A 21,421-nucleotide genomic window follows, 5' to 3' on the forward strand; every position below is an offset into this window, starting at 1 on the left:
CTTTTGCGTTATTTGGTGTCCTTCATGTTTATACTTAAGTCTCTTTGAGTTGAGTTTAAGATCTGTGCAGGTTTTTAGTGGGCCATTACAAACTTTCGTATAAAATGCGCAAAATGTAGTGCTCTATAACAAAGCATTCTTTATACTAAATAAAATATTTATCGGACTCACTAATAAATTTTTGATAAAATTTCATGCCCAATAAACCAAAACCAAGACTGAGTTTCAATACTATAATATTTTGGTTTGCCTTGCTATCAGCACTGGGAACCCTTGCAAATGTATTTTTCGTAGTCTATGAAGTTCAAAAAAAATATATTGTAGATAGAGCAAAGGATTTTAATAAGGCTTATTCTGAAAAAGTTGCCAGTGGGATTGATGTTTTTATTAAAGCTAACATGGCTAGACTATCTTTTAGTGCTAGTGAAATTTCAAAAAATATTGATCACCCTAGTTTTATACAAGAAACCGTTTCACGCCTTGAGCAACAAGATGAAGATTTCAACTCAACTCTAGTGGCAAACGCCTATGGCGTTATAACACAGGCATCGCCAGAAACTTTATCTATAAAAGATAAAATTTTACAAGATTTGACACCCATTGAGACAAAGCTTCCAACAGTAAGTGATGTCTTTAGCTCAGTGGCGGGGAATTTAATTATATTTATTTCACATCCCATTTTTAGCGATACAGGAGTCTATCAGGGTCTAATAGGTGGAACGGTCAGGTTATACGAAAATAATACGCTGCAAAATTTAGTTAATGGATATACTCGAAAAGATGGCGCGTATATGTTTATTATTGATCGCTTAGGAAGAATTTTATATCACCCTGATCCTAACCTGATAGGAAGTATTAATCCAGATAATAAAGCGGTAGCCGCAGCATTAAAGGGCGATGATGAGTTTTTTTCTGATACTGAAAATGAGTCTGGTCTTCTTTCATCTTATGCTATAAGCCAAAAAAATGGTTGGCGCATAATTGTACAACAGCCCACTAAGATGGTGGATCAAGAACTGCATTTACTCATGGAAAAAATAGCATTGGGAATAATGCCCATTGCAGTTCTTGGTATATTACTTATATGGTGTGTAGGGGTATTAATTTCTAAACCTCTGACACAACTAGCACAATATGCACGCTCATTAGATACATTTGAAAGTTATAAGCTGATAAAATCAGTTCCCGCTCGTTTTGTAGAAATATGGTTAATTCGTTCAGCACTTTTATTTAGCTCATCGAAATTAAACGAAAAAATACAAGAGCTTCATAGACAGGTTGGTGTTGATGCCTTAACGGGGTTGGCAAATAGGAGAGCAATGCAGCAACAAATTGATATTTGGAAGGATGAATGTAAGAGCTTTTCAGTAATTTCGATCGATATTGATCATTTTAAAAGAGTAAACGATACCTATGGCCATGCCGCTGGTGATATAACTTTACAGTTTTTAGCCAAAATTCTTTTGCAAAACTGTCGCGCCGAGGACCTAGCCTGTCGAGCTGGAGGTGAAGAGTTTATATTGCTGACACCTACCACTAGCTTAAAAGTCGCCTCTGTGATTGCAGAGCGATTAAGAAAAACAATAGAAACTACACCTGTCGGAATTGTAGGTTCTATAACAATATCTGCCGGTATTGCCATATGGATGCCAGATGGCCCATCCGTGGATAACGTATTTGAGTTGGCCGACAAACTTCTTTATGAGGCAAAACAGAATGGGCGAAATAGAGTCATAACTCAAAGTGAGTAATTTTATATAAGAACTTAAACGCCTAGCACAGTAGAGTAATACTGTATATTAGTTAAGCATAATTGATCTTGCCCAGTGCCAGAAATTTTCCGAGGAACTTTTAAACCTGTGTCCAGTATTGCCGGGTAAGATCAATCTACCTTTTGAGAGAGATTAGGCTCAACTGACAGAGACAGAACCCAGCGTTATTCTGCAAACCTGTTATCAAACATCCAGAACTTGACCATTAGAATCTGAAAGTGAGGCCTGAAGCTGCTCTAGATGATCAAAAAGCTGGTCTGCTAAAGCGACCAAGTGGGGATCGAAATGTTTTCCAGATTGTTCATGGATGTAGTGGCGGATTTCTTCATTTGTCCAAGGCTTTTTATAGGGGCGCTCAGAGCGCAGTGCATCGTAAACATCACAGATGGCAACAATGCGCGCCGCTAAGGGAATTTCTTCGCCTTTCAGACCTTGTGGATAGCCAGTGCCATCCCATTTTTCATGGTGATGAAAGGCAATGTCAGCGGCCATCTCCATCAGCAGTGAGCCTTGAAAGTCATTCAGAATCTCATGACCGATGCGAGCATGGTTAGACATCACTTGGCGTTCTTCGTCAGTCAAACGACCGGGTTTGCCCAAAATTCCGTCGGGAATGGCGATTTTACCAATGTCATGCATGGGGGCAGCTTGGCGAATAGTTTCTACCCACTCTGGGCTTTGGCACAGCATTTTGGCAAAGAGGGCTGCCGATTCTCCAATACGCAGAATATGGTTGCCTGTTTCGTCATCTCGATAACGGGCCGCCCGACATAAACTGCGCAGCATGGCTTGATAGGTTTCAGTGAGTTGCTGGGTGCGTTCTTGAACGCGTTCCTCTAAGGCATTGCGCTCTTTTTGCACTGCTTGGCTGGCCAAGCTCAATTGGAGGGTATTGCGCACCCGAAGCAGTAGCTCTGACAAATCAACCGGCTTACATAAATAGTCATTAGCCCCCAATTGCAGACCCTTACGCCGGTTTGGGGCATCGTTTAGGGCCGTAATAACGATGATGGGCTGGCAGCTACCATCTCTGCACTTTAAGGCTTCCAAAATATCAAAGCCGGTAGGTGGAGGCATGTTGAGGTCGAGTAGCAGCAGATCCCAAGGGTTATTTTGCAACCATACAAGGCCGGCAGCAGAGTCGGTGAATGCCTGTACTTGGCGCAATCCAAAGGTGCGTAGTCCCGACTCCAAGAGGCGTAAATTGGGTGCGATGTCATCAATGACGACTACTTGGGCATCTCGGAGGGATTCGGGAAGCATTAAATGGAATCCTCAAGCAAGGCAGCAGCTTGGTTGTATAGGTCTTCTTCAGTAAAGGGCAGCGGCAAAATACCTTGGAAGCTTAGCCCCATTAAAAGCTCTAAATCCTCTGGGGCGGCCATAAAGATCGTTGGAATGTTCTGCAAAGAGGGATGTGCTGCAAAAGCATCCTGCAACTGCTCTGCTGTGATATCAGCCAGTTTCGTGGAAAGAATCAGCAATTGAGGCGGCTGTACTAGGGCTTTTTGTAATGCTTCTTTCCCGCTGTCGCCCAAGTAGGTTATTCCTAGCGGATTGAGTACTTTCTCTGCAATATCTCGCCTTTTGGCATCCGGGTCTATATAGAAAATACGCGCTTGAGCTGTGCTTGACTCTGATGGGGTAGGTTCCATTTGGGGGGAGCTCAGGGGCAACTCAATCCAAAAGCAGCTGCCAACACCCAGCTCGCTACTCAAACCCATTTCCCCCCCTAGAAGACTGGCATATTCGCGGCATAGGGCCAGACCAATCCCAGTACCTTGAATAGCTGTGTTTTCTTTACCTAAGCGTTGGAAGGGCTCAAACAGCTTGCTTTGCAGCTCAGGACTAATGCCAAACCCCGAATCCTCTACCTGCAAGCGAATTCGTTGCTGTTGGGCAAACAGCCGGTATCCCAAACGAATATATCCTTGAGGACGGTTGTATTTGATGGCATTAGACAGCAAATTCAGGAGAATCTGGCGTAGCCTGCGTGGTTCAACCCAAACCTGAAGATCGGGATTAGGAGCCTCTACCGTTAGCTTTAACTCTTGGGCAAGGACTTGTAAACGTACTAACTCTCCACACTCTTGGAGTATATGGGCCACCTCGGTTTGCCTAAGCTTCAATTTGGGTTTTTCAGCCTGAATGTTGGCCCAGTCCAGTAAGTCATTGACCAAATCACCTAAGTGTTGGCTGGCAACGAGGATTTCGTGCAAATGCGTGGGGGCATTGTGCATTGCCATTGTGGGATCTGTTTCACGTTCAAGCTGCATCAGTTGAGCAAAGCCATGAATAGCATTGAGCGGTGTGCGCAACTCGTGGCTAACGCTGGAGATAAAACGCGATTTGGCTTGGTTGGCTGCTTGGGCTTCTAAGCTGGCTTGACGCAGATCTTCTTCTGTTTGTTTGAGGGCATTGATGTTGACGTAGGTACCAGCCAACATGCTAGGAGTATGAGAATTGGGATCAAAATCCACAACCTGTCCCCGCCCTAATAGCCAATGGTAACGCTGCTGTGCGTCTCGAAAGCGAAATTCGGTTTCATGCAATTGACCATTTTTATCTGGCTCTGTGTAGGCACGACGAAAACGGGCACGATCTTCAGGGTGCAGGCGCTCTAAAAATTGAGCTTCACTGATGCTATCGTTACTCAGGCCAAAGTGTTGACAGAATCCTCCGCGCAGACTGATTACCCCCCTTTGTAGGTCATATTCCCAGAGGCTTTCCATGTCTCCGCCGAGGACAATTTCTAAGCGTTGCTGGATGCTGTTGCGCTGACGTTCACTTTGTTTTAGCTGAAGTCCCACGGCAGCGGTACGCTCTGCCATGTCATTCAGCTCTTGGATGCCAGACTTAGGCACTTCGGGTTGCCACTGCCCTTGGCCTATTTTGGCCATCATATTTTGGATATTGAGAATGGGCTTTTGCAGGGCGCGACTTAGGCCTCTGGCTCGCCACCATTGAAAACTGAAAAACATTAAATAAAACACCAACAGTCCTGCAATCATCAGGTAGCCGATGTGCTTGTAGTGTTGGCTTAATATCTCTGTTTCAAAGTAAATAGCGTGCTCGTCCACCACCATGAGCAAGCGCCAACCTGTTTGTGGGATGGTGTGCCAAGAGATAAGCTTTTTGCTGCCATTGAGTTGGGTTTCCATCAAACCATCGGGGTGGGCATAAAGCGCGGCAGCAATTGGGCGTGTTTCTGGACGATTTTGCAGATTGAAATCTTCCGGCTTGAAAAGCTCCTGACGAATTGCTTCATCATATGAATGATGTGTCAGCTCATGTAAGCCAAAATCTCGTTCCCCTGCTTTAGGCAGAGCCATGATATCGAGCTGATTACTGACCAGTACCCCGTATCCATTCCAAGGGGTGCTCAGGGTGTCGATGGCTTTGAGCACATCATCCACTGTGATGTCCAGACCCACTACCCCCTCTAAATGCTCACCTTTGTAGACAGGGGATATGGCAGACATCATCCAGCCATTGCCCGCAGGATCGAGATAAACTTCAGTCCAAACCGTTTGGCGCTTGGGATTGTGCTGCGCATCCGCGAGGTAATAAAAATTGAAGTCGGGAATTTTAAGATTGGGTTGATACTGGCTGGCAGTATGAAACCACGGATAAATGTGGTTGTAGCTATCCCATGAGTTGAAGTACACACTAGCAACCAAAGGCTCCCGTTCTTTAAGTTGCTTCATCAAAGGATCTAGGGTTTTTAATTGGGCGACTTTGTGCAGATCTTGCTGCTCGGGAGGAGTGATGCCTGAATAAAAGCTAGCAGCGCCTCCAGTATCTTGGGGGCTATAGCGAACGCCAGAGGGTAGCAACTCCAGTTCTGGCGGAGGTTTTTGTATTTCAGCGTTCTCAAAAGCAAGGGTTGTGAGGTTGCGGTAAAGCTCAGTGGCAGTATGGACACGACTCAACTGATCGTTAATCAACGAAGATTCACGATGTGAAGCGTCCTCCAACTCTCGGAGGGCAACATCATGCAAGTATTGGATTTGCGCATCGTGAATACTGGTATTAGACAGCAAATAGACTGCAATGAGCACAGTCTCTACCAAAATCAGGGGGATCAGCGAGCTGCGTACAAAGGCTTGCCAGATCCACGTCTGTAGGCTGCAGGGACGCATATGTTTTGTTTTGCGTTTGAACAGCATGAATTAAGAGGCTAAAGGTAGCAGTATGTGGTTTAAAATTTGACAAATATTTTAGGGGAAGGTGTGTTTAGGGGCGATGCTGCTTTGATATCGTTGACACCTTTACTGGGTTCGAGTTAAGGAGTCAACTTCCCAGTGCAATGGCAGTATGTGGAGTTTGAAGATAACAGATATAGCTCAGCTTTGTGATGACCCAGCGGAATCTACGAGGTGTCTACTGAAGCTGGGTAAGATCAAGCTAACGCCTAAATAACCGGCAGCCAACCACGAAGCAGTGTTTTGGCTGTCCGGCTACCAAAGGGAGTGAGGTTAATCTATTTGTTAAGTACTAAGACTGCAAATATACTCACGCTTTAATAAGAGGTATAAACATGAACTATTCAATCTTAGTTGGGCCGTCACCAACCAACTCTTCGAGCAATTTATAACCTTCAGCATTTGCAGATTTTGAAAGGGCTGGTTTAGCCAATTGTGCTGTAGTCAGCGCTTGTATTCTACTCAGATAAGACTCGGTATCTTTTAGCGTAATAAACAATACTCTTTCATATTCTTTATTAACTTCAATGGTGAGCCCCATTGGACATGTAAGTAAAATAAGACCTGTAGCCCCAGCCTCTACAGAAAATGTTATATTGTACTGATAAGTTGTTTTATGAGCTTGTTTCTTCTCCCAAAATATCCAAGCATCATCTTTTTTTTCGTTAAGCCCAACATACGCACCTTCGATTGCAGCTTGTAATTGTTTAGCTGGTTCAGGTGCTAGAGCAATACCAAGAACAGTATTTATCGTTTTCAAGACCATTTCAGTCATAACTGATGTTCTTGAATCACTTGTTTCATGATATATGTCTGTAAAATTTGTTACGGAAAGATTAGGATCAGACTTAGCTAGCTCCAGTCCTTTCTGTACATCAAACCTTAAAGAGTCATTCTCTGCTGGAACTAAAGCCTGCTGGAATAGGTTTGCTGTCTTTAAGGCTAAAATTAATACATTTGGATCTGTAATTGATACAATGTTATCAAAATTATTACCGTCAGCTTTTAATCTGATAAATAAGTTCTGTGTGATAACAGGGCTGGTAATTAGGCTTTTCATTAAATGTCTATCCTTTTTCATTAATGTAATTTTTTATTGTAAATTTTGCCTAAGCAGGATTTACAATAATCTAACTGTAGCCAAGAAAAATATTATTTCCTGTTTTTTTATATTGATATTTAAATCAAATAGTTACACAGATTTATGCCTATAGCAGGAGTCCGACACCCTGTCTGAGTTTCCTCGTTTGCTGAATCAGGGGCGTGCGGTCATTCGTATGTGTCATTACTCGTTGCGAACCGAGCACAGCTATTGCGACTGGATTTGTCGTTTCATCCGCTTTCATCTGTACCGTCACCCTACGCGATATTGGCCATGCTGAAATCACAGCTTTTCTTTCACACTTGGCGGTAGGGCAACAGAGTCTGCTAGGGTACAAAATCAGGTATTAGCAACCTTGGCTATTTTCATACCGAGCGGAACTTGAGATGGATCTGCCGTAGCTAAATGAGGTTATACAGGCAAACTCTTCTGAGCGTTTTTCAGTAGTAACGCCCGTATAAAAAGTTCAGCAGCATTAAGCCCTATGAAGGAGGCTGCTCTTGTCGCGTTCCGTTAGAAAACACTGTTACCACTGGCCCCTAAAATGAATCCTTGGGTATGCAAGTTTTCTAATAATTCTAAACCGAAGGCAATCAATTGCTGTGGACTGGGGTGTGCCATTTCAGTGGCCAGTTGCTGCAGAGCCTGTTGCCCAGATAATAAATTTGAGCTGATCAGTTGTATCAGTCGAGCGGTCACGGCGTTAAGCTCTATAAATCGGATCTGCATCGCTTCGTTGCGATACGCCAATAAAAAGGTCAATTGCGCCACTTGAGGTTGATATTCCGGGCTAATCCGATGGACGGGCCATTGATAGCTTAGCAATTTGTGAGCGGGTGTCAGCACGAGCGCTCCTAACAAACTACCCTGCGGATCGTAGTGCAGCGTGGAATTGGGAGCGATGTCTAAAGCCAGCTCAACCCATTCGTAGTGAGCCAGCTCCGGTAGCCATTGGGGTAAGGGTTCGGAGTAGAGTCCTTGTTGTAGATACTCCACCCATGCCTTGGGAATTTCATAAAACCAAGGCGTGGTGAGCGGCCAATCCCTCAAAAAGTGCCGGTTAAGACGTTGCCAGCAGCTATCGCCTAACACTCGGCGGCAAACTGGAAAGCAGCGATTTAAAAAGCCCAATACATTGCTGAAGACTAAATCCGCATAGAGTGCCATGCGCGGTGCATGGATACCCTGAGGCAGGGGAGCGCAATCTGGATTACGCAGGTAATTCGCCATTTGATATTGGAATTGTTGAAACGCGGGTATCGCTTCCCTGTCCATTAGGCGCACCTCGGTTTGCACTCGACATATTGTTGTTGGATGTGGCGAATGCGTTCAACTTCCGGTAGTAGTTTGTCTAAGGAGGGAATATTGAAGTCGCGCTCTAAGCAGGTGGGTATCGAATGGCCTAGGTGTTGATAAGTGATCTCTAGCAGTTCCCAAACAGGATCAATTACTGTTGTGCCGTGGGTATCAATTAAAAAACCGTCAGCCTCTTGGTAATGTCCCGCTACATGCAGGTAACAGGTACGTTCTAAGGGTAGAGCCTTCAAGAAGCTTAGGGGATCAAAACCGAAGTTTTGACTGTTGACGTACAGATTATTGACGTCAAGGTGCAGTAGGCAGTCGGCTTCCTCTAAAACATGAGTGATAAACTCAGTCTCGCTCATCTCAGCGCCCGGAGGCTGAATGTAGTACGAGGCGTTCTCTATCGCTATGGGCCGCTCCAAAATCTCTTGGGTCTGACGGATGCGTTGAGCCGTCCAATGTACCGCCTCTTCAGTCAGCGGAATGGGCAGTAACTCATACAGTTGTTGGTGATCGGCGCACCAAGAGAGGTGTTCGGTGTACAGCTCTATGCGGTGCTCCGCCATAAAGCCTTTGATTTTGTGCAATAACTGGGTATTCAGTGGGCCCGGCCCCCCTAAGGACAGAGACAGCCCATGACAGACAAAGGGATAGCGCTCTGTGAAAAAGCGCAAGTCTTTCTGGCTTTGTCCACCCAAATCAATCCAATTCTCAGGAGCTAGCTCAAAAAAATCGATGGCACAAGGGGTAGTGTTTTTCAAGGCATCAATCAGTTCACGACGAAAGCCAAGCCCTGCTCCTTCAACAATGCGATTTTGCATGGAAAAACTCCAATAACCAGAAGTGAAGGAGCGAACAGACTGGGCTCACCCCTAAGCGCTAATAAGCAGTTTAATGTTTTGCGCCGCATTTAGCTTCACCGCATTTACCCTCCGCTTTTTGTCATTTTGGGCTACTTTTCTGATTGGAAACCCTTCTCCTCGCTGTCCGTATATGGTGGCGATGGATACTTCCGGTTCCATGAGCGGCGAACCCATCCAGCAGTTCCGCGGAGGCTTTAACCGATTTTTGCAAAGCCTGCTGAAGGATGAAGTTACTCTGTACCCGATAGAAGTAGGTTTGATTACCGCACAGTGGCCGTGCTCAACAGGTATTACCCTTTACTAAGGTCAATCAAATTGGCCATGCAGCGTCTCGAAGTCCCTAAAGCCGAATACCGTCGAGCTGGTGTAGCCTATGCTGATCATCATCAGTGACGGTATGCCCACAGACGACTGGCAGATGCTGGCCAGTCAAGCACAGGAACTATCTCGGCGGCGAAAGCTAGCCAGCCTTCCCATCGATGTTAATCAAGCCGATATCAATGTATTGGGGCGTTTTTCCAGCCATTCAACTGCAAGGCTTACGCTTGGCTGATTTCTTTGAGCATCTCTCTCTCTGCATTCAGCCTCTAAATTCTACCCTCGCTGGGGTAAGCTTTTCGCTGATGGGAGGGTTGGATCAGCATGGCTGTTGAGCGGATGTGATGTGCCCGTGGAGTAAGCGGGCACATCCCTCCTAAAGCCAATTTCAAACCTACTTTTTAGCCTCTTCAACCCTCTTTATTGAAGGTTTTAGAACCCCTGAACTACGGGCTCAATCTCGACAGATGCTGTCAGTCAGTACGGTCTGCCATTACCAGAGGAGTTACAAACTTATGATTGAAGTGGAGCCAGTGGGTAAGGCACTGATTAAGGCGGGTCAAAAGCTGATCGGTTGGATTAAAAGTTGGTTTTAACCCTCCCCTCGTTAATTCATAAAGTAAAGAGGATTCCACGCTATAAGGGGCCGTGCAAGCTTGGCGCTATCCAGTCTGTGGGATCAGCAGCGCAAGCATTTTATCAATAGCGTGCCCAATTCAGTGGCATGGATGCCTCGCTGATAAGCCAGATGAAATCACCATTGAGGGGTTTGCGTTGTGCTTTTTGGGCACCTAATGCCCCACCAACCTGCTCGCCAAAGTTAAATCAGGACATAATTATTCTTATATTTTATTTTTATATTTAAAAATATAAATTTATTTAATTAAAATAAAGGCATTTAAATTCAAAAAGTTAAGATTTTTTATTCTAAAAAGAAATTAACAAATCAATAAAAATTATTTTAAGTGATTAGTAAAAAGATTCAATCATCTTAGCAAGCTCTCTCTATGACATCGGCTTTAAGGCTTGATGGCCATTTACTGTGTTTTGTTAAGGAGTTTGACTCATGGGTAGCGTTCTTGAAGCCACCACGCAAAGCCACGGACTTTGGTATGAAGCACGCAGTCCTGCTGAGCTGATTGAGATAAGGCCGCCCAGCATCCAACAAGCACTGCATCGCATTAGATTCAGCGCTCCTAAGCCCAGCTTAATCGGACGACGTGAGGCCATTTTGTTGGGGGTGTTTGCTTTGATTCTGCATACAGGCGCTCTGTATTGGCTGAGCCAAAGACCCACGCCCGTGTTACCCGAAGTGCCGGTGCAAATCCCTCCTATGGCGATTGAGTTCAGCAGCCCGGCCCCTGCGGCAGAGGCTCCTGCGGTTTCTGTGCCAACTCCTCCTGTAGTGGATACACCACCGCCTCCTCCCGTGGTGGATGAGTTAGCCGCCCGTAAGCCTCCCAAGCCCGTGGTTAAACCCAAAATTCAACCACCAGCGCCCCCAAAACCTAAACCGCAACCTAAAGCGGAATCCAAACCCGTGGAGCCTAAACCTTCGCCGGCTCCCCAGCCCCAAACGGCGGTGCCCGCTCCTAGTACTCCGAGCACAGCTCCGGCGGCTCCTGCTAGCAGCTCGGCACCCAGTTCCAGTTCGGCTCCCTTAACACCTGCCTCAGCCACAGCGGGGTACCTGCGCAATCCTGCGCCGGAATATCCCGCGTTAGCTCAGCGGCGCGGTTGGGAAGGCCGGGTGCTGTTACGGGTTCGGGTATTACCCAGCGGTAAACCCAGCGAGATACAGATACAGACCTCTAGCGGGCGTGATCTGTTGGATCAAGCCGCTATTCAAGCGGTACAGCGTTGGAGTTTCGTGCCCGCCAAACGCGGTGATGTAGCCCAAGAAGGCTGGGTCAGCGTGCCCATTGATTTCAAGTTGCACTGAGTCTGTGAAAGCAGACCGTTTTTTATTCGATCATTAAGGAGTGGTTATGAATCTATTAGAAGATCCCTTTGCTTCCGTAGAGCATGTGGTTATTTGGGTACTGGTTGGATTTTCCATTTTATCTTGGGGACTGGCTCTGATTAAAGGGGTGCAGTTTGCCCGGCTTAAACATCGAGATCGGCGCTTTTTAAAGGCTTTTTGGGCGGCTCCGAATTTAGACTCCGCCGCTCGTTTATTGAGTCAGCAACAGGGAACAGGAGCCGCAGCGCATTTGGCTCAAGCCGGATTTGCGGCCATCCAAACCCAAGAGGGGCCACAGGATTTAGCCCATGCCATCAATCATCAAGATCGTTTAGAGCGCGCACTACGGCAGCAAATCCAACGTGAACGCCGTTCTTTAGAGTCCGGCTTGGCGGTATTGGCTTCCATCGGCTCTACCTCGCCCTTTATCGGCTTATTCGGCACCGTGTGGGGGATTATGGAAGCACTCAATGGCATCAGCGCCGCCGGCTCCGCCAGCTTGGAAACCGTAGCCGGGCCTATCGGTATGGCTCTGGTAGCTACAGGCGTGGGTATTGCTGTCGCGGTGCCTGCAGTGCTGATTTACAACTACTTCCTACGTCGTCTAAAGCTCGCCGCGGCTGATTTGGACGATTTTGCCCACGACTTCTACAGTCTGGCTCAGAAAACAGCCTTTAAGCTGATCCCCTACCCCAAAAACGCTATCAACCCCTCTGCTCATCCGGTTAAGGAGGCGAGCTAAATGGCCTTCTCTACTCAAGAAAGCGATGAAGTGCTCAGCGAAATGAACATCACGCCCCTAGTGGATGTGATGTTGGTATTGCTGGTGGTGTTTATTGTCGCCGCCCCCATGTTGACTAACGCCATTCCCATCAATTTGCCTAAAACCGAAGCCGTAGCTCCGGCGAATCAGAAAGATCCTCTGATCGTCAGCATTGATGGTTCAGGCAAATTGTTCTTGGATAAAGACGAAATTCAACCGGAGTTATTGGAGTCAAACCTACGTTCAGCCAAAGAACAAAATGCAGATCTACGGGTACAACTTCAAGCCGATGATCAGGTGGATTATGGGGTAGTGGCTAAGGCTATGGCTTCCATTGAGCGGGCTGGCATCACCAAATTGGCGATTATCACGGCACGTTAAAACCGCAAGACACCTAGTGCATGGAGCCCAGATGCACTAGGTAAAACCCAATTGAGCGGTAGCCTATTTAGGCTGTGTGCGTATCGGCCATGCAGAGATCAGTAACAGTAACAGGCTAATCAGCAGATAAGGCAGATAGGGAGCAAAGGCATACACTGAACTGCCGAGCAGTGGCCCCAGTACAACACCTAATCCCTGAGCGGCTCCCACAGCACCGGCGGCCGATCCTTGTTCATCAGCATTCACCGCATTGGCCGCTAAGGCCGAAAATGCCGGAAATACCCAGCCCATACCCATAGCGGCTACGAAATAGCACAGCCAAAGTTGCCAGACCTGTGAGACAAAGCACACGCCTGCAAAGCCCAATCCAGCCACTGCCGCTCCCACATGCACCATGCGCCGTGCAGGCCACTTTAAGCGGGCAATAATCAGTTGGGTCAAAATGAGAGAAACGCCCACCAAAGTCAGAGTAATACCTGCTGCTTGGGCCGCCGCTGCGGGAGGCAGCGCTAAATGATCAAGGGCAAAAAAGCCTACGGTAATCTGAGCCACCGCCACCGATAAGGTAGCGATAAAAGCCACCGCCAGCGGATGACGCAAACGTGGGTCGCTCAATCGAATGGGTTGAGCACGTTGCCCTAAATGATGTTCTTGAGCAGGCAAGTAGATAAACAGCAACACAAAGGCTAGGCAGGGTAAAACCGCCATCACATACAAAGGCAAACTGAGGCTATATTGCGCCAACAGTGCAGCCAAGGCTGGCCCAAACACCATACCCACCGCGTTAGCCACCCCCATCCGAGCCATAGTTGCAGCCCGCGCATGGGGTGGGAAATTGTCGGCAATCAGTGCCTGTCCTGAAGCGGGAATAGCGGCATAGAAAGCCCCGACTGCGCCTCGCCCAATCAATAATCCAGCAAAAGAAATGGCACTGACGGGCAACCAATACAGGGCCAAATCCACAAAGAGGCTGAGTAAGGCATAGGACACCGCCACCCCAGCACAACCGAATAGGAGTATGGAGCGCCGTCCTAAACGATCACTGGCATTACCCCAAACCCGCGCCAATAATAGCCACAGTAAACCGGCGACCGTCACCGTAGCCCCGGCCTGCCAAGGCGCTAAACCCAAGGTGCGCGCAATGGGGCCGATTAGGGGAACATAGGCGATCATTGCCATGGTGCAGGCAAGATTGGCGAACAACAGCGGGCGCAGGTCTAAAGCAGGTGTACTGGAGTAAAGCTCTGTGGTTTCCGATGACATGGAGGCTCCCAAAAAGTCATGAGTCGTTTGCTATACAGCACGGAGGGCTGTTCTGAGCCCCCTTTTGTTGGGTTGAACCTAAACCCATCACCTCAAACATCACCTGAGTTTGCCAAGAAAAGTAGGGGTTATAGGTCAAGCGAGCGTGGATCTTTCCAATCTCTCGATAGCCCCAATCTGAGAACCACACGGGGGCTCCCAGCTCACAGGCATGGGTGGCTTGGGCGTCTTGCCCATTCCAACAAATTCTTAGGCTCCCCTGTTCGCCGTACAGAGGGTTATCGGGGGAAAACAGAGGGCTCATGTGCGAAAACTGGCTGATATGGCGTGTCGGTAAGGCATCGGGCTGCACCAAAATACGCGGATCTGAGTCTGCACTTTTGGGCACTTGTCCGTACCAGATCAAGCGGCTATCTGGATGTGTAAAGCGTGCTTGAAAAGACTCCAGTAAGTAATGGGTATTCAATACCGAATCGTGTTCCGCCACGACCATCAAAACCGGCTTGGTATACTGCGCGTCATCCAACCAGGCGCGAACGAGCTGGCTGCTGCGGTAAAACTGAGCAAAACCATTAGTGGGCATATTCATGTAGCGCACTGCGTTTTGCGACCGCTTATCCTCAGGACTGCGTAGCCAAGGTTTTACCCAACTGATAAAGGGAGCCAGCCAATCGTAAGAGGTATTGGCTTGAAAGGCCGGTGAAAACAACAATAGCCCAGCGATCTCAGAATGGGTTGCCGCGTATTCAAAGGTTAAATTAGCCCCAGTTGAAAACCCACCCAAAAAAACCTCTGGGACTTCTCGTTCTAAAATGGCCACCTGTTCAGCAATTAACCTCTGCCAATCTTCAAGACGGACGTACAGCATGTCCGCAGGCTGCGTGCCGTGGCCGGGTAACAACAGGCTACGCACCAAAAAACCCTGTTGTACCAACTGAGCTCCCAGGTCATAAAAAGACCAAGGTGAATCTCCCAACCCGTGAACCAGCAAAACACCCCGAGTTGCTGGACTAGTCGGTCTCCATTCGCGGGGGGCATTCCAAGCTAACTCAGCCTTAGGGTCTGGAGTCTGAAACGCGCGTCTTTGCTCCATCCAGTGCAAGGTTTGACGGCGATAGTCTTCGAAGCTGGATTGACCCAGAGGCGTGATTGAGGTCTGAGTCGATGTGCAGGCTAGGCTCGTCAGAACCAACAAGAGGGCTAATAGCGTACGAGCTTGAGAAGGCAGGAAGACCATGATGCAGTAGCTCTTGACTGAATTCACCCTGAGCATAAAACACTGACTGAGCCTTTGAGGAGGCATCTGAAATTGGCTCCCACCCCTAAGGGCTAGGAGCCAGCTGAGAGAAGCGCTCTATTTTCCTTGTTAAGCCGCTAAGGTCGCGCCTCCGTCAATCACGATATCCTGTAGGGTAATGTGACTGGCCAAGTCAGAAGCCAAAAACAACACAGCGTTGGCGATTTCCTCAGGCTTAGCAATTTTACGCAGCGGAATGCCCAGCTTAAATTGCTCCAGAGAGCCATCAATCAAGCCTTGGTAGGCCTCTGTACCCCGTGGCATCCCGCGTAACATGGCCGTATCCGTGGAGCCCGGCGACACCAGATTGCAACGCACCCCATAAGCAGCCAACTCCAAACCCACACAGTGGCTTAGGCTGACTAAGGCCGCCTTAGAAGTACAGTAGGCCGTCATCCCCAAACGAGGTACATGGGCCGCGTTAGAGGCAACGCTAACGATAGCCCCTGATTTTTGACGTTTAAACACCGGAGCCCACTGCTTCAATAAATAAAACACCCCGCTGACGTTGACGTTTAAACAGCTCTGCCAATCGTCCAGAGTCAGGGTTTCCAGATTGCCTAAACGCAATATGCCCGCTGCATTGACCAAGATATCCAGATGAGGCTGTTCCGCTTGCAACTGGGCGCTGACCTGCTCCACCTGTTGTGGATTACTGATATCCACCTGAAGCAGACGAAAACCAACTTCTGCATCTGGAGTATCGCAATCAAGCCCAATAACATCTGCGCCATAAGTCTGAAACTGCTCGGCAATACAGCGCCCAATACCACTGGCAGCGCCGGTAACCAGCACGCGCTTTCCGAAAAAATGTTGTTGTTCCATCTAAGTGACTCCCAAAGCGTCCGTTACTGGGGTTGGCTCTTGGACTCAATCAAAGTCCACCAAGCGTTGAGGGTTGGAGTCCGAGCCAGCTCCTCAAAACTCACTTGAACCCCAAGCTTTTTGAGTTCAGCGACCAGAGCCATGACTTGAATAGAATCCAAACCGTAGTGCATCAGGTTTTCGTTGGCATCGAAGTGACTTTCGTCTTCGTCGATCCAATGTAGGACGCGCGCTTTTAGCCAATCCTGATTGAGTGATTGGGCCGCACCAATCAACTGAGCGGTATTGACCACAGAACCACAGTAGGCTGCTACATACTGCACAGCCATTTGGTGATCTGCTTCAGAGAACGCAGCCACTGCATCATTGATCATAAAAGGCTGGATGTCGTTCATAAAGGCATCCATAGCCGTCACTAAACACCCGATCTGGGCATAAACCCCGCCAATAATCAGCTGATCGCGCCCCCAATTTTTCAGCAACGCCTGCAAATCGGAGCGCTGAAAAGCACTGTAACGCCACTTCACCAATATAGTGTCGTCAGCATCAGGAGCCAAAGCCGCGACCACTTGCTGCAATTTAGGATCAGCGGCGGTCAATCCAGGCCCCCACATATCGTTCAGCAAACCGCGATCGACGGCGGATTGTTCCGTGGGTTGAGCGGTATACAAAACCGGAATGCCCTGTTGCTTACACCATTGGCGCACACAGACCAAATTCTGAATCACAGACTCCATTAAAGGGCTGTTGTCGCCATAGAATTTGACGAAGTAGTCCTGCATATCATGTATTAACAGCACCGCGCGCTTGGGATCGGGTTGCCAATTGACGCGACTGGTTGGAACTTCTAGCGGGATGGAATACGGGGGCAAGGTAGGAATGGCCATGAGAGTACCTTAGACAGATTCAGTACAGGAGGAAGAGGCTTGCAGTTGGGCGCGTAATTGTTGTTTATCAATTTTGCCCACGGCAGTCAGGGGTAAGTGCTCCAGAAAGCAAAAACGATCCGGCAACTTATATTCAGCAATACCTTGGGCCAGCAGATAGCGACGCAGTGCTATAGGCCGCAGCTCGGAATGGGTAACGCTTAAGAAAGCACAGCTCTTCTCACCCATCAGAGGATCTGGCATCGCCACTAAAGCCGCTTGAGTCACATCCGGATGTTGCAGCAGCAAATGCTCGATTTCCTCAGCCGCAATTTTCTCACCACCCCGATTAATTTGATCCTTAACCCGCCCAACGACCCGCAGATAGCCATCCGCTGTGCGCTGTACCAGATCACCCGAGTAATAAAAACCCTCGGTGTCAAACACACGGGCATTGTGCTCTGGGCTTTGGTAATAACCCCTGAAGGTATAGGGGCCACGGGTCGCGAGTAAGCCGGTTTCCCCAAATCCCAGCTCAATCCCTGACTCATCTACCACACGAATTTCATCATCCGGGCTAATTGGGCAACCTTGGGTAGTAAATATATGCAGCTCGTCATCGTCTAATCGAGTGTAATTCACTAAGCCTTCGGCCATGCCAAACACTTGCTGCAGGCGACAGCCTAAAACTTCGGGGACACGACGTGCCAAAGACTCAGCAAAGCTCGCTCCGCCTACTTGAATCAGCTGCAACGATTTCAAACAGGCTGGGTAATCAGGTGCAGCCTGTAACCATAGGGCAACGGCTGGAGGCACTAAGGCCACCATACTCACAGCATGGCGTTCAATTAAAGCAAAACAGCTCGAAGGTTCTGGACTAGAGGCCAAAACTACGCAGCCTCCCACGTGGAAGACCCCTAAAGCACCGGGAGAACTTAATGGAAAATTGTGGGCCGCAGGCAAAGCACAAAGAAAACGAGTTTCCGCCGTTAGCTGGCAGATATCGGCACTGGCCCGCACACTGTAGTCATAGTCGTTGTGTGTGCGTGGAATCAGCTTAGGGGTTCCGGTACTGCCACCCGATAGTTGAAAAAAGGCCACTTCATCGGGAGCCGACGGGCCAGCAGACCAATCCAATCTGGCTGGGGTAGCCAAAGCCTGATTAAGACTGGTTTGGGGGTTTGAGTCATCCAACAATAAAGTCACTGACAGTTCAGGCACTAACTGATGCAGTTCGGATACGAAATCGTCGTTGGTAAACAACTCATGGTGACGACTGGCGATAACCAGTTGAGGCTGAATCTGACGCGCGTAGGCACTGAGTTCTAAATGCCGGTGATTAAACAGAGCATTAACCGGAGCAACCCCTATTTTCAGTAACGCAAAGAACACCACATAAAATTCAGCGATGTTGGGTAACTGTACTAAGGCTTTATCGCCGCACGTCAAACCTCGCGCACTGAGGTATGCGGCCAGATTGTTGGCTTGCTGATCTAAGTCAGCATAGCTGAGGCTGCGTTCACCACAGATTAACGCAATGGCATCTGGGCGTTCGCGACACTGCTGTTCCAAAATGCGGGTTAGGGGTTGATCAAGCCAATATCCGCACTCGCGGTAACGCTGGGCCAACTCATCAGGCCAACGGTTGTATTCAATACGCACAAAAATACCTCAGCTTATGCGGGAGTATCCAAACTATTAATCCAACCCAAGCCGCAGGCATTTAACATAGTGCCTAACTTAGCCTGAGTTTCATTCCATTCCGCATCGGGCTGTGAAGCCTCTACGATGCCCGCCCCAGCAAACAGACGAATATTTTTGTGCTGGACAATGCCACAACGAATGGTAACTACCCATTCACCGTTGCCCTGACTATCACACCAACCCACGATACCGGTGAATAATCCGCGCTCAAAGGGCTCTACGAGGTTGATCAATTTGCGCGCTTGTCCCGTCGGGTATCCGCATACCGCCGGAGTTGGGTGCAGTTGGCAGGCTAGCTGTAGAGCGTTCAATTCGGGATTACGCAAACGACCCTTGATCTGTGTAGACAGATGCCACAAAGCCGAAGTAGACATCAGCGAAGGATGATCTGGAATATCCAGCTCTGCACAATGAGGCTCTAAAACACGCCGAATTTCGTCGATGACCAAATGATGCTCATACTGATCTTTAGGGGAGGTCATCAAACGATCTGCTATGGCACGATCTTGCTCAGGATCGGCTTGGCGTTTAGCAGAACCGGCCAGAGGGTTCGATTCAATCTGTGCGCCCTGCTTGCGCAACAGCAGCTCAGGGCTAACACCTATAAGTTCTCCTCCTTCAGAGAGCGGTACGCGAAACTGATATCCGCTGGGATTTTGTACCCGCAAACTGGCCAACAACCGCTGTACGTCTACAGGCTCTGAAAACTCTAATTCGCAAATACGCGATAACACCGCTTTGCGAATATCAGAGTGTTGAAAATTAACAATGGCATGCTGCACCGCTTTTTTAAAGCCCTGCTCATCGGGGATGCTGCGCTGATTGAGTAAGGTGGGGCTATCTTTGGTTTCACGTGATACATGAATAGGTTCTGAGCGCTCAACCCATTGATATTGCGCTGGAATATACAGGCAAGAGGCTTGGGTCAAATCGAAGGGAATCGCGCCTACAACAATGGGATTGACCTGCCCTGCTTGTCGGGCTTGCTCCATTGCCCCACGCAGTGCTTGTTGGAAGTTACTGTGTTCGCAGCCACCTCCAAAAGCAGGAGTAATAATCTCAGCTACCTTACCGGTAGCACGCAGATCATGTTGCATTGATGTAAATAAGAATTCCGTTTCATTGGGCTGAGGTGATTCCGATAGGTACTCATATGCCTCCGAGGCCATACTGATCATAGGTTTCCTGTCTGCCAGTTAAATGATAAAACTTATCATTGTTATTTTTAACTGCAAATGTCAACATTTTATATAAGCTCACTCAATCAACACTTAAGGTATATTTATATACTGGCTTTTTGCTATTAATTATTTATATAAGCAAATATCAATCAATATTTTAAAAATGGAGAAGGAATACCCTCGGCCCTATTTAGGGGCTAGTCCGCGTTATTCCTTCGTACAGAGTTTTATTGCACAAATGTCCTCTAAGGTTTACATCATGTCAGAACATAGTCTGAGCACTCATGAAATGCGTCTAACGCTGGCCCAACTGGATTTTTGGGAAGAGTTTTCTCTGCACCCCGATCAGCCGGTATCAACCGTGGCGCACTATCTGGATATCCAAGGAGGCATAGATCCAGAGGCTTTATTTAAAGCCATTGAAACCACCGTGCATGAAACTGATGTACTGGCTTTGCGCTTCTATATTCCTGAAGGGCAAACCAAGCCCATGCAACACTGCGACCCCTGTCGTTTACCCAAACTGCAACTGATTGATCTGCAAGATCGCGCTGATCCCTATCAAGCCGCCAGCCAGATGATGCAAGCGGATGTGGCCGCTAAACTGAATCTGCTAACCCAACCTCTGTCTGTGCAATGGCTGTTTAAGTTAGGAGCCGATCGCTACCTTTGGTACATTCGCGCCCATCACATTATTCTGGATGGCTTTGGTATGGTGTTGATTGAACAGCGCTGTGCCAAGCTGTACGCGCATTATCTGGGTAAGGGAGATGCGGGAGCTCCATTCCATTCCTTCGCCCAATACCTCGATGAAGATCAAAGCTACTGCGCAAGTCCACGGTTTGAGAAAGATCGTGCGTTTTGGGACGACTACCTAAAGTCCGTGCCCGTAGCTCTGCCAATTCTGCATAAAGAAGACGAATACTACGGCGGCGAGGAAACTGGGCTGAGTTTTGAGTATGAGTTGCCCAAGCCCCTCATTAACCGTATGCACCAAATAGCGGCTCAAATGGAAATGGGATGGCCGGATTTATTGGTTGCGATCTCTGGACTGTACCTGTTCTATCATTACCGCCAACAAGATCACGATGGCCAACAAGCTTTGCCCCTTTGGCTCCCTTTTATGAACCGTTGGGGCAGTGTAGGGGCTTATATGCCGGCTTTATTGGTGAATATTCTACCTTTATTTATTCAACCTAAACCTGAAGCAACCTTAGGGGAAACCCTAAGTCAGCTCTCTTGCACACTGCGCAAACAACGGGCTCACGGTCGTTACCGTATTGAGCAATTGGCTACAGATCAGGGATTATCTGAGGGAACTCGGTACTTTTTCTCCCCATTGGTCAATGTATTGCCCTTTGATGCCCCTGAGTTTGAAGGTTGTACGGTGAAACACCAAGTATTAGCCAGTGGCCCCGGTGATGGGTTTAACATTACCTACCGTGGCCGCAGTGATGCCGAGGCTTTGATTTTAAGCATTGATGCAGACCCTTCTATGTTCCAACCCCAAGAGTTTGAACAACATTCCCAAGCCTTATTAGCTTTTTTAGAACAAGTATTGGATGGCTCAGCGATTAATATTCGTTGTGATCAATTACTGAAGTAGTATTTGTAAC

At 48.0% G+C, this 21,421-nt stretch carries 19 protein-coding genes and 1 pseudogene; 8 read left to right on the forward strand and 12 right to left on the reverse strand.

The features are described from left to right. Positions 1-194: 194 nt before the first annotated feature. Positions 195-1,751, forward strand: coding sequence for a sensor domain-containing diguanylate cyclase (locus LX59_RS07170; RefSeq protein WP_144571166.1), 1,557 nt, complete (start codon positions 195-197; stop codon positions 1,749-1,751). A gap of 204 nt (positions 1,752-1,955) precedes the next feature. On the opposite strand, the gene LX59_RS07175 is transcribed toward LX59_RS07170, so the two are convergent. The 3 genes from LX59_RS07175 to LX59_RS07185 all read right to left on the reverse strand — a co-directional run bounded on the left by LX59_RS07175 (position 1,956) and on the right by LX59_RS07185 (position 7,037). Beyond that, complete coding sequence (locus LX59_RS07175; RefSeq protein ID WP_144571167.1) at positions 1,956-3,035, reverse strand: HD domain-containing phosphohydrolase; 1,080 nt, start codon at positions 3,033-3,035, stop codon at positions 1,956-1,958. Next, complete coding sequence (locus LX59_RS07180) at positions 3,035-5,914, reverse strand: ATP-binding protein (RefSeq protein ID WP_144571168.1); 2,880 nt, start codon at positions 5,912-5,914, stop codon at positions 3,035-3,037. The genes LX59_RS07175 and LX59_RS07180 overlap by 1 nt, the downstream gene beginning before the upstream one ends. 403 nt (positions 5,915-6,317) lie before the next feature. Next, positions 6,318-7,037: a cytolytic delta-endotoxin (insecticidal protein) gene (locus LX59_RS07185; RefSeq protein WP_170234344.1), complete on the reverse strand. Its 720-nt coding sequence runs from the start codon at positions 7,035-7,037 to the stop codon at positions 6,318-6,320. A 187-nt stretch (positions 7,038-7,224) separates the two neighbouring features. Between LX59_RS07185 and LX59_RS16145 the strand changes: the two genes are divergently transcribed. Beyond that, positions 7,225-7,359 (forward strand): phage integrase N-terminal SAM-like domain-containing protein, encoded by a 135-nt coding sequence (locus LX59_RS16145; protein WP_425457479.1) that lies wholly within the window; start codon positions 7,225-7,227, stop codon positions 7,357-7,359. Between the two features lie 233 nt (positions 7,360-7,592). Here the strand turns inward: LX59_RS16145 and LX59_RS07195 are convergent, their stop codons facing one another. The 3 genes and pseudogenes from LX59_RS07195 to LX59_RS16225 all read right to left on the reverse strand — a co-directional run. After that, positions 7,593-8,354 (reverse strand): HvfC family RiPP maturation protein, encoded by a 762-nt coding sequence (locus LX59_RS07195; protein ID WP_144571171.1) that lies wholly within the window; start codon positions 8,352-8,354, stop codon positions 7,593-7,595. Beyond that, positions 8,354-9,202, reverse strand: coding sequence for an HvfB family MNIO-type RiPP peptide maturase (locus LX59_RS07200; protein WP_144571172.1), 849 nt, complete (start codon positions 9,200-9,202; stop codon positions 8,354-8,356). The genes LX59_RS07195 and LX59_RS07200 overlap by 1 nt, the downstream gene beginning before the upstream one ends. A 70-nt stretch (positions 9,203-9,272) precedes the next feature. Next, a pseudogene (locus tag LX59_RS16225) lies at positions 9,273-9,320 on the reverse strand (HvfA family oxazolone/thioamide-modified RiPP metallophore); the annotation flags it as partial. Positions 9,321-9,401: 81 nt separating this feature from the next. On the opposite strand from LX59_RS16225, the gene LX59_RS15595 reads away from it, so the two are divergent. From LX59_RS15595 to LX59_RS07220, 5 genes are all read left to right on the forward strand, one after another. Beyond that, complete coding sequence (locus LX59_RS15595) at positions 9,402-9,548, forward strand: vWA domain-containing protein (protein WP_170234345.1); 147 nt, start codon at positions 9,402-9,404, stop codon at positions 9,546-9,548. A 69-nt stretch (positions 9,549-9,617) separates the two neighbouring features. Further along, positions 9,618-9,797, forward strand: coding sequence for a vWA domain-containing protein (locus tag LX59_RS07205; protein WP_144571173.1), 180 nt, complete (start codon positions 9,618-9,620; stop codon positions 9,795-9,797). 831 nt (positions 9,798-10,628) lie between these two features. Further along, complete coding sequence (locus tag LX59_RS07210) at positions 10,629-11,504, forward strand: energy transducer TonB (protein ID WP_144571174.1); 876 nt, start codon at positions 10,629-10,631, stop codon at positions 11,502-11,504. 46 nt (positions 11,505-11,550) lie between these two features. Continuing rightward, the gene (locus tag LX59_RS07215) at positions 11,551-12,267 is read left to right on the forward strand and encodes a MotA/TolQ/ExbB proton channel family protein (protein ID WP_144571175.1); all 717 of its coding nucleotides are present in this window, start codon (positions 11,551-11,553) and stop codon (positions 12,265-12,267) included. Continuing rightward, a complete protein-coding gene (locus LX59_RS07220; RefSeq protein WP_144571176.1) occupies positions 12,268-12,669 on the forward strand; it encodes an ExbD/TolR family protein in 402 nt (133 codons plus the stop codon). 63 nt (positions 12,670-12,732) lie between these two features. On the opposite strand, the gene LX59_RS07225 is transcribed toward LX59_RS07220, so the two are convergent. From LX59_RS07225 to LX59_RS07250, 6 genes are all read right to left on the reverse strand, one after another. Then, the gene (locus LX59_RS07225) at positions 12,733-13,932 is read right to left on the reverse strand and encodes an MFS transporter (RefSeq protein WP_144571177.1); all 1,200 of its coding nucleotides are present in this window, start codon (positions 13,930-13,932) and stop codon (positions 12,733-12,735) included. Between the two features lie 16 nt (positions 13,933-13,948). After that, a complete protein-coding gene (locus LX59_RS07230; RefSeq protein WP_144571178.1) occupies positions 13,949-15,169 on the reverse strand; it encodes an alpha/beta fold hydrolase in 1,221 nt (406 codons plus the stop codon). Between the two features lie 129 nt (positions 15,170-15,298). Then, positions 15,299-16,054: a 2,3-dihydro-2,3-dihydroxybenzoate dehydrogenase gene (gene dhbA, locus LX59_RS07235; RefSeq protein ID WP_144571179.1), complete on the reverse strand. Its 756-nt coding sequence runs from the start codon at positions 16,052-16,054 to the stop codon at positions 15,299-15,301. A 23-nt stretch (positions 16,055-16,077) separates the two neighbouring features. After that, on the reverse strand, positions 16,078-16,941 hold the full coding sequence (locus LX59_RS07240; RefSeq protein WP_144571180.1) for an isochorismatase family protein: 864 nt from the start codon (positions 16,939-16,941) through the stop codon (positions 16,078-16,080). Positions 16,942-16,950: 9 nt separating this feature from the next. Beyond that, positions 16,951-18,582 carry a (2,3-dihydroxybenzoyl)adenylate synthase gene (locus LX59_RS07245; RefSeq protein WP_144571181.1) on the reverse strand — a complete coding sequence of 544 codons (1,632 nt, stop codon included), beginning with the start codon at positions 18,580-18,582 and terminating at the stop codon, positions 16,951-16,953. Between the two features lie 14 nt (positions 18,583-18,596). Further along, positions 18,597-19,793 (reverse strand): isochorismate synthase, encoded by a 1,197-nt coding sequence (locus LX59_RS07250; protein WP_211354831.1) that lies wholly within the window; start codon positions 19,791-19,793, stop codon positions 18,597-18,599. Between the two features lie 271 nt (positions 19,794-20,064). On the opposite strand from LX59_RS07250, the gene LX59_RS07255 reads away from it, so the two are divergent. Continuing rightward, a complete protein-coding gene (locus LX59_RS07255) occupies positions 20,065-21,411 on the forward strand; it encodes a condensation domain-containing protein (RefSeq protein WP_211354832.1) in 1,347 nt (448 codons plus the stop codon). The last annotated feature ends 10 nt before the right edge of the window (positions 21,412-21,421 follow it).

The organism is Azomonas agilis, assembly GCF_007830255.1.
GTDB lineage: Bacteria > Pseudomonadota > Gammaproteobacteria > Pseudomonadales > Pseudomonadaceae > Azomonas > Azomonas agilis.